A 9,105-nucleotide genomic window follows, 5' to 3' on the forward strand; every position below is an offset into this window, starting at 1 on the left:
CGCCTGGCCTGGGCGACGCGGCGCGCCCCGCATGACCTCCCGCGGCCCCGCGGGCGCGGCGCGGCCCCACACGGCCCGGTGAGGTGCGGCGTGGCCCGGCCTGGCCCGGGCCGTGTCCATCCCGGCATCAGCCGGGCGGCGCCGACAGGTCCCGGGTTGGGATCAGGGCGACCGACTCCAGATCCGGGATGTGGGGGTTTCCCAGTCGCGCGGACACCGCCAGATCACCGATCCCGTGTGGATCACCTCGCCCGACCGCGCGGATACCGCCACATCGGCGATCTGGTGTGGCCCCAGCCCGCCGGCACGCGGGCGCGGGCGGTCAGTCGGTCGAGGGGGTCTTGGCGGGGTCGCCGTTGAGCGCAGCCAACACTGCCTCGGCCGTCCGCCGGCCCACCCCGGGCACCTCGGTGATCTCCTCGACGGTGGCCGCGGAGAGCCGCTTGAGCGAGCCGAAGTGGCGCAGCAGCGCCTTGCGCCGCACCTCCCCCAGGCCGGGGACCTTGTCCAGCGCCGACTCCGTCATCCGCTTGGAGCGCCGCTGCCGGTGGAAGGTGATGGCGAACCGGTGCGCCTCGTCGCGGACCCGTTGCAGCAGGTAGAGCCCCTCGGAGGTGCGCGGCAGGATGACCGGGAACTCGTCGTCGGGCAGCCAGACCTCCTCCAGCCGCTTGGCCAGCCCGCAGAGCGCGACGTCGTCGATGCCCAGCTCGGCGAGCGCCTGCGCGGCCGCCGCGACCTGCGGCGCCCCGCCGTCGACCACCACAAGCTGCGGCGGGTACGCGAACTTGCGGGGCCGGCCGGTGGTCGGATCCACCAGCGCGCCGACCCGGGGCTCGTCACCGTCGGCCTGGCCGGCGGGGGCACCCGGGTCGTCGGCCGACTCCACGCCCGCCTCACCCGTCTCGGCCCGCGAGTCCAGGTAGCGGGCGAAGCGGCGGCGCAGCACCTCGGACATCGCGGAGAGGTCGTCGGTGGCGCCCCGGATGATGAACCGGCGGTACTCGCTCTTGCGCGGCAACCCGTCCTCGAAGACGACCATGCTGGCCACCACGTCGGTGCCCTGGATCTGCGAGATGTCGAAGCACTCGATCCGCAGCGGCGAGGTGCGCATGCCGAGCGCCTCGCTGATCTCGTCGAGCGCCTTGCCGCGGGTGGTCAGGTCACCGGCCCGGCGCAACTTGTGCCGGGCCAGCGCGTCCTTGGCGTTGCGGGCCACCGTCTCCAGCAGGGCCCGCTTGTCGCCGCGCTGCGGCACCCGCAGGCTCACCCGGCTGCCCCGGTGGCTGCCGAGCCAGTCGGCCAGCGCGTCGGCGTCGGCCGGCAGCTCGGGCACCAGCAGCTCGCGGGGCACGTCGGCCTCGCCCTGCTCGCCGCCGTAGACCTGGGTGCAGAAGTGGTGCACCAGGTCGCCGGTGGTCAGGTCCTCGGTCTTCTCCACCACCCAGCCGCGCTGGCCGCGCACCCGGCCGTCGCGGACGTGGAAGACCTGGACGGCCGCCTCCAGCGGGTCGTCGGCGAAGGCCACCACGTCGGCGTCGGTGCCGTCGCCGAGCACCACTGTCTGCTTCTCCATCGCCCGGCGCAGCGCGGCGATGTCGTCGCGCAGCCGGGCCGCCCGCTCGAACTCCAACTGCTCGCTGGCCTCGGCCATCTCGCGTTCCAGCCGGCGCACCATGGTGTCGGTGCGGCCGGCCATGAAGTCGCAGAAGCCGTCGACGATCTCGCGGTGCTGCTCGGCCGAGACGCTGCCCACGCAGGGCGCCGAGCACTTGCCGATGTAGCCCAGCAGGCAGGGGCGGCCGACCTGGCCGGCCCGCTTGAACACCCCGGCCGAGCAGGTACGCGCCGGGAAGACGCGCAACAGCAGGTCGAGCGTCTCGCGGATGGCCCAGGCGTGCGAGTAGGGCCCGAAGTAGCGCACCCCCTTGCGCTTGGCGCCCCGCATCACCTGCAGGCGCGGGAACTCCTCGTCGAGGGTGACCGCGAGGTAGGGGTACGACTTGTCGTCGCGGTAGCGGACGTTGAACCGCGGGTCGTACTGCTTGATCCAGGTGTATTCGAGCTGGAGCGCCTCGACCTCGGTGCCGACGGTGACCCAGTCGACCGACTCGGCAGTGGTGACCATCTGCTGGGTGCGCTGGTGCAGGCCCCACAGGTCGGCGAAGTAGGAGTTGAGCCGGCTGCGCAGGTTCTTCGCCTTGCCGACGTAGATCACCCGGCCGGTGCCGTCGCGGAAGCGGTAGACCCCGGGCGACTCCGGAATGGTGCCGGGCGCGGGACGGTAGGTCGAGGGGTCAGCCACGGCAGCAAGCCTAGTCCGCACCCCCGACAGCCCTCGGCCGGCGCGACGGACGACCCGACGGGCCGGCCCGCCCCCGGGATGCGGTACCTCGGGGTGCCGCCCCGCCAGCGACACCCCGAGACACCGCAACCCGAGTCGATCGCGCCCGGGCGGTCAGGCGAACGAGATCTGGTCCCCGGTGACCTTGACGTCCTTCGGGGCCAGCGGCTTGGTGGCCGGACCGGCCTTGACCGAACCGTCGGCGATGGAGAACTTGCTGCCGTGGCAGGTGCAGTTGATGGTGCCGCCGTCGACGTTCGTCACCGGGCAGCCCTGGTGGGTGCAGATCGGGTCGAAGCCCTTGAACTCGCCGGCGGACGGCTGGGTGATCACGACGCCCTCCGCGGCGAGGACCACGCCGCCGCCGACCGGGACGTCCGCGGTCCGGGCCAGCGACTGTGCCCCCTGGCGGTCACCGCCGCCGGCGTCCCCGGAGCTCGGTACGGCCGGCCCGCCGCTGGTCGGGGCGGACCCGTCGCCGGAGTCCTCGCCGCCGCAGGCCGCCAGGACCACCGCCGCCCCGACCGCTCCCGCGCCGGTGAGCAGGGCCCGCCGGGTCTGGATGACCGGCCCGGTCAGCTCCTGATCGTCACTCATGCCTCGCCTTTCTCTCGGCTGCCGCCGCCCCTGGAGATCCCACGGCCGCACCTTGGGACACGCACCACGGTCCCCACCGGTTCACCCGATCGGCGACGGCCGCTGCCCCTGCTCGCCCGGGGCAGCCTCCGGTGATCACGAGGTTAACCGGGCGGACGATCACGGCGACCGTCACCAACCTCGTAACCGGCAGGCGTCGTCCGAGCGGGCCGAACTGCCCAGGTCGGCCCGGCCTGCCCGGTAGCCCCGGCCGGCCCGGTCGGCCAAGCCGGCCCGGTCGGCGGGCAGGGTGCGGCCGCCAGGCGTCACCGGGCCGCGGCGGTGGCCTTGCGGGTGGTGCGCTTGGTGGCGCCGTTGGCCTTGGCCGCCCGGGTGGTGGCCGCGGTCGCGCCCTTCGCCGCGCCGTCGAGCTTGAGCACCTGGCGCAGGAACTGGCCGGTGTGGCTCTCGGCCACCTCGGCGACCTCCTCCGGGGTGCCGGTGGCCAGCACCGTGCCGCCCCGGTGCCCGCCCTCGGGGCCCATGTCGATCAGCCAGTCCGCCGACTTGATCACATCGAGGTTGTGCTCGATGGTGATCACCGTGTTGCCCTTGTCGACCAGGCCCTCGAGCACCATCAGCAGCTTGCGGATGTCCTCGAAGTGCAGGCCGGTGGTCGGCTCGTCGAGCACGTAGACCGTCCGCCCGGTGGAACGCTTCTGCAGCTCGGAGGCGAGCTTCACCCGCTGCGCCTCGCCGCCGGAGAGGGTGGGCGCCGGCTGGCCGAGCCGGACGTAGCCGAGGCCGACGTCGACCAGCGTCTTGAGGTGCCGGTGGATGGCCGGGATGGCGGAGAAGAACTCGGCCGCCTCCTCGATCGGCATCTCCAGCACGTCGGAGACGGTCTTGCCCTTGTAGTGCACCTCCAGGGTCTCCCGGTTGTAGCGGGCGCCCTTGCAGACCTCGCACGGGACGTACACGTCGGGCAGGAAGTTCATCTCGATCTTGATGGTGCCGTCACCGGAGCACGCCTCGCAGCGGCCGCCCTTGACGTTGAACGAGAACCGGCCGGGGCCGTACCCCCGGACCTTGGCCTCGGTGGTCTCGGCGAAGAGCTTGCGGACGTGGTCCCAGACCCCGGTGTAGGTGGCCGGGTTGGACCGCGGCGTCCGCCCGATCGGCGACTGGTCGACGCCGACGACCTTGTCGACGTGCTCCAGCCCGGAGACCCGGGTGTGCCGGCCGGGCACCAGCCGGGCGCCGTTGATCTGGTTGGCCAGTACGGCGTAGAGGATGTCGTTGACCAGGGTCGACTTGCCGGAGCCGCTGACCCCGGTGACCGCGATCAGCTGACCGAGCGGGAACGACACCGTCAGGTTGCGCAGGTTGTGCTCCCGCGCGCCGTGCACCACCAGCTCGCGGCCCGGGGTCTGCGGGCGGCGCGACTGCGGCGTCGGGATCGACCTGCGGCCGGACAGGTACGCCCCGGTCACCGAATCCTGGTTTTCCAGCAGCGCCGGCACCGAGCCGCTGTGCACGATCTTGCCCCCGTGCTCGCCGGCGCCCGGGCCGATGTCGACGATCCAGTCGGCGGTGCGGATGGTGTCCTCGTCGTGCTCGACGACGATCAGCGTGTTGCCCAGGCCGCGCAGCCGGACCAGGGTCTCGATCAGCCGGTGGTTGTCGCGCTGGTGCAGCCCGATGGACGGCTCGTCCAGCACGTAGAGCACGCCGACCAGGCCGGAGCCGATCTGGGTGGCCAGCCGGATGCGCTGCGCCTCGCCGCCGGAGAGAGTGCCGGCCGGCCGGTCCAGGGAGAGGTAGTCCAGGCCGACGTCGAGCAGGAACCGCAGCCGGGCGTTGATCTCCTTGAGCACCCGCTCGGCGATCATCTTCTGCCGGTCGGTCAGCTCGATGCCGGCCAGCAGCTCGGCGCACTCGCCCACCGACAGGTTGCAGACCTCGGCGATGCTCTTGCCGGCGATGGTGACCGCGAGCACCTCGGGCTTGAGCCGGGCGCCACCGCAGGCCGCGCAGGGCACGTCCCGCATGTAGCCCTCGTACTTGTCCCGCGACCAGTCCGACTCGGTGTCGGCGTGGCGGCGCTCGATCCACTGCACCACGCCCTCGAAGCCGGTGTAGTAGGAGCGCTCGCGGCCGTACTTGTTGCGGTAGCGCACGTGCACCTGGTCGTCGGAGCCGTGCAGGATGGTCTTCTGCGCTCGGGACGGCAGGGCCCGCCACGGCGTGTCGACGTCGAAGTGCTCGGCCTCGCCGAGCGCCTCCAGCAGGCGCAGGAAGTATTCCAGGTTGTGCCCGGTGGACCAGGGCTGGATGGCGCCCTCGCGCAGGGTGCGCTCCGGGTCGGGCACGACCAGCTCCGGGTCGACCTCCTTCTTGGTGCCCAGGCCGGTGCACTCCGGGCAGGCGCCGTACGGGGCGTTGAAGGAGAAGACCCGGGGTTCCAGGTCCTCGATGGCGAGCGGGTGGTCGTTCGGGCAGGCCAGGTTCTCCGAGAAGCGCCGCTCCCGCTCCGGGTCGTCCTCGGGCAGGTCGACGAAGTCGAGCAGCACGAGCCCGCCGGAGAGCCCCAGGGCCGCCTCGACGGAGTCGGTGAGCCGCTGCTTGGCGCTCGGCTTGACGGTGAGCCGGTCGATCACCACCTCGATGGTGTGCTTCTCCTGCTTCTTGAGCTTCGGCGGCTCGGTCAGCGGGTGCACCACGCCGTCGACCCGGGCCCGGGCGTAGCCCTTGGCCTGGAGCTCGGCGAAGAGGTCGACGTACTCGCCCTTGCGGCCGCGGACCACCGGGGCGAGCACCATGAACCGGGTGCCCTCGGCCATGGCGAGCACCCGGTCGACGATCTGCTGCGGGCTCTGCCGGGAGATCCGCTCGCCGCAGACCGGGCAGTGCGGCTCGCCGATGCGGGCGAAGAGCAGCCGGAGGTAGTCGTAGACCTCGGTGATGGTGCCGACGGTGGACCGCGGGTTGCGCGAGGTGGACTTCTGGTCGATCGAGACGGCCGGGCTGAGGCCCTCGATGAAGTCGACGTCCGGCTTGTCCATCTGGCCGAGGAACTGCCGGGCGTACGAGGAGAGCGACTCGACGTAGCGCCGCTGCCCCTCGGCGAAGATCGTGTCGAAGGCCAGGCTCGACTTGCCCGACCCGGAGAGCCCGGTGAAGACGATCAGGGCGTCCCGGGGCAGGTCGAGACTGACGTCACGCAGGTTGTGTTCGCGCGCGCCACGGATGATCAGTCGGTCGGCCACTGTCCGTGTACTCCCGGTGAAGAAGAGAGGAGGATCTGTCCCGCTCCGTGGTGGTTCTGAGCGGTTGTGCGGGCGCAGAAAAGCGCCTCGGCAACTCTAGCCCCGAGGTACGACACTTTTCCCGACCGGCGCATTCCCGCAGCTCAGCCCGGTCGGCCGCGGCCCGGAGCGCGGCGACGACTGCGCTCGTCCATCCCCCGGTACGGCGACGACGACCGCCCTCGCCGGGCCCGGGTCCGGCGGCGAGGGCGGTCGGGCGACCGGTCGCCGGTGATCCACTCTCGGTCACCGGCGCCGCGGGTCAGAATCCGCCGGACGAGGGCGGTCGGGCCGGCCGGTTGGCCCGCCGGCGGGCGCCACGCCAGCCGCCGCGGCGCTCGGCGGCCAGCCGGGTCTCCCGGCGGCGGGTCTCGTACGCCACCTCCCGCTGCAGTCGCCGCCAGCTCTCCCAGCGTCGCGCGGGCAGTTCGCCGCTCTCCAGCGCCTCGCGCACCGCGCAGCCGGGCTCCCCGTCGTGCCCGCAGTCGCCGTACCGGCAGCCGGTGGCGATGTCGGCGATGTCGGCGAAGGCCCGGTCGAGCCCGGCCGAGCCGTCGAGCAGGCCGACCGCCCGCACCCCGGGGGTGTCCAGCACGGCCCCGCCGCCGGGCACCGGCACCAGGGCCCGCCAGGTGGTGGTGTGCCGGCCCTTGCCGTCGACCCGGCGGATCGCCTGGGTTGGCATCACCACCGCCCCGGCCAACGCGTTGACCAGGCTCGACTTGCCGGCGCCGGACGGGCCGAGCAGGCCCAGCGTGCGGCCGGGCGCCACCTCGGCGCGCAACGGGTCCAGGCCGGCGCCCCGCTCGGCGCTGACCGGCAGCACGGGCACCCCGGGGGCGGCGGCGGCGATCTGCCGGGCGATCGCGGCCGGGTCGGCGGCCAGGTCGGCCTTGGTGAGCACCACCAGCGGCCGGGCGCCCGACTCGTGGGCGAGGGAGAGCAGCCGCTCGATCCGGCCGACGTCCGGCTCGGGGTGCACCGGCTCCACCACGGCGGCGGCGTCCAGGTTCGCGGCGAGCACCTGGCCGCTGGCGTCCTTGCCGGCGGTCCGGCGGATCAGCGCGGTGCGCCGGGGCAGCACCGTCTCGACGGTGATCCGCGAGTCCGGCCAGGTGCCGAGCAGCACCCAGTCCCCGGCGCAGGGCAGCCGGGTCAGGTCGTGGGCGGCGGCGGCCAGCACCGCCCCACCCAGGGTGGCGCGGACCGGGCCGTCCGCGCAGAGCACTGTGCAGACGCCGCGGTCGACCCGGGCCACCCGGCCCGGGCGGTGGTCGGTACGACGGCGCAGGTGTGCCGCCCGGTCGGCGTCCCAGCCGAGGGCGGTCAGGTCGATGGTCATGCAATCCTCATCGGTGTCGGAGTGGGTGACGCACGCGCGCTGAGACCGGCATGATCACCACCTCCTCCGAGCCCCGGTGCCGCGTTCGAGCCGACGGTAGGGGTCCCGACGACGCGCCGAAAGCGATTTCCCCGGCGACGTGCGGGCGGGCGACCGTTAGGGTCGGGACGTGACCACGGATCCGCTCCTGCTGACCGGTGAGGTGGACGACGCCACGGCGCGCCTGCTGCGCACCGCGGCCACCTTCGACCATGCGGACATCGCCGCCGCGTCGCTGCTGCCGGGCTGGACCCGCGGGCACGTGCTGACGCACCTGGCCCGCAACGCCGACGGTTTCGTCAACCTGCTGACCGCGGCCCGTACCGGTGAGCAGGTGCCGATGTACGCCTCAGCGGCGGCCCGGGCGGCGGACATCGAGGCCGGCGCCGGCCGCCCGCCGGAGGCCCACCTGGACGACCTGCGCCGCTCGGCGGACCGGTTCGCCGAGGCGGTGGCCGCGATGCCCGCCGAGGCGTGGACGGCGACCGTCGACACGCCGCGCGGTGCCAAGGTCGCCGCCCTGCTGGTCTGGGGCCGGCTGCGGGAGTTGGAGGTGCACCACGTCGACCTGGCTGCCGGGCACCGCCCGGCCGACTGGCCCGAGGCGTTCGGCCACCGGCTGCTGCACGAGGTGGCGACCGACCTGGCCGAGCGCGGCGACGCACCACCGATGGTGCTGCGGTTCGACGGCAGCCGGCACGAACTGGTGATCGGCGACCGGGCGGGCGCGCCCGTGGTCACCGGCGCCGCCCCCGAACTCGCCGCCTGGCTGATCGGACGCAGCCGCGGCGACGTGCTGACCGTCACCCCGGACGGTCCGCTCCCCGAGCCACCGGAATGGATATAGACACCGTCATGACCTACCGCGGAGACGTCTCACCCGGCGGCGCGCCGGCCGTACGCGAGCTCGACCAGCTCACCATCACCAAGGTGTCGGTGGGCCCGATGGACAACAACGCCTACCTGCTGCGCTGCCGGTCGACCGGCGAGCAGCTGCTGATCGACGCCGCGAACGAGGCGCCGCGCCTGCTGGAGCTGGTCGGCGACGCCGGCCTGGCCACCGTGGTCACCACCCACCAGCACATGGACCACTGGGTGGCGCTTGAGGAGGTGGTCGCCAAGACCGGCGCCCGCGCCCTGGCGCACGCCGACGACGCGGCCGGGCTGCCGATCGAGTCGGAGCCGCTCGCCGACGGTGACACGGTGCGGGTCGGCGACTGTCCGCTGGAGGTCATCCACCTGCGTGGGCACACCCCGGGCTCGATAGCGCTGCTCTACCGCGACCCGGCCGGCACCCCGCACCTCTGGACCGGCGACAGCCTCTTCCCCGGCGGGGTGGGCAACACCGAGAAGGATCCGCAGCGGTTCGCCGCGCTGATCGACGACGTCGAGCACAAGCTCTTCGACCGGCTGCCCGACGAGACGTGGTTCTACCCCGGCCACGGCAAGGACAGCACCCTCGGCACCGAACGCCCCGCCCTCCCCCAGTGGCGCAC

Annotated in this window: 6 protein-coding genes; 2 read left to right on the top strand and 4 right to left on the bottom strand. The window is 73.4% G+C overall.

What is annotated here, in order from left to right:
• Positions 1 to 322: 322 nt before the first annotated feature.
• The 4 genes from uvrC to rsgA form a co-directional block, all read right to left on the bottom strand.
• The gene (gene uvrC, locus DLJ47_RS33960) at positions 323 to 2,305 is read right to left on the bottom strand and encodes an excinuclease ABC subunit UvrC (RefSeq protein ID WP_109906291.1); all 1,983 of its coding nucleotides are present in this window, start codon (positions 2,303 to 2,305) and stop codon (positions 323 to 325) included.
• 153 nt (positions 2,306 to 2,458) lie between these two features.
• Complete coding sequence (locus tag DLJ47_RS33965; RefSeq protein WP_109906293.1) at positions 2,459 to 2,941, bottom strand: Rieske (2Fe-2S) protein; 483 nt, start codon at positions 2,939 to 2,941, stop codon at positions 2,459 to 2,461.
• Between the two features lie 305 nt (positions 2,942 to 3,246).
• Complete coding sequence (gene uvrA / locus DLJ47_RS33970; RefSeq protein ID WP_109906295.1) at positions 3,247 to 6,189, bottom strand: excinuclease ABC subunit UvrA; 2,943 nt, start codon at positions 6,187 to 6,189, stop codon at positions 3,247 to 3,249.
• Between the two features lie 301 nt (positions 6,190 to 6,490).
• Positions 6,491 to 7,570: a ribosome small subunit-dependent GTPase A gene (gene rsgA, locus DLJ47_RS33975; protein WP_109906297.1), complete on the bottom strand. Its 1,080-nt coding sequence runs from the start codon at positions 7,568 to 7,570 to the stop codon at positions 6,491 to 6,493.
• Between the two features lie 169 nt (positions 7,571 to 7,739).
• Between rsgA and DLJ47_RS33980 the strand changes: the two genes are divergently transcribed.
• Together DLJ47_RS33980 and DLJ47_RS33985 are read left to right on the top strand one after the other, a co-directional pair.
• The gene (locus DLJ47_RS33980; RefSeq protein WP_109906299.1) at positions 7,740 to 8,456 is read left to right on the top strand and encodes a maleylpyruvate isomerase family mycothiol-dependent enzyme; all 717 of its coding nucleotides are present in this window, start codon (positions 7,740 to 7,742) and stop codon (positions 8,454 to 8,456) included.
• 8 nt (positions 8,457 to 8,464) lie between these two features.
• Positions 8,465 to 9,105: MBL fold metallo-hydrolase (locus DLJ47_RS33985; RefSeq protein ID WP_109906301.1), on the top strand; the 641-nt coding region annotated here is incomplete at its 3' end.

It is taken from the genome of Micromonospora sp. S4605 (assembly GCF_003176715.1).
Lineage (GTDB): Bacteria > Actinomycetota > Actinomycetes > Mycobacteriales > Micromonosporaceae > Micromonospora > Micromonospora echinaurantiaca.

What these genes read in the sequence shown, in the direction of transcription:
- rsgA (WP_109906297.1), bottom strand. Translation starts at nt 7,570, where the DNA reads ATGACCATCGACCTGACCGCCCTCGGCTGGGACGCCGACCGGGCGGCA.
- DLJ47_RS33965 (WP_109906293.1), bottom strand. Translation starts at nt 2,941, where the DNA reads ATGAGTGACGATCAGGAGCTGACCGGGCCGGTCATCCAGACCCGGCGG.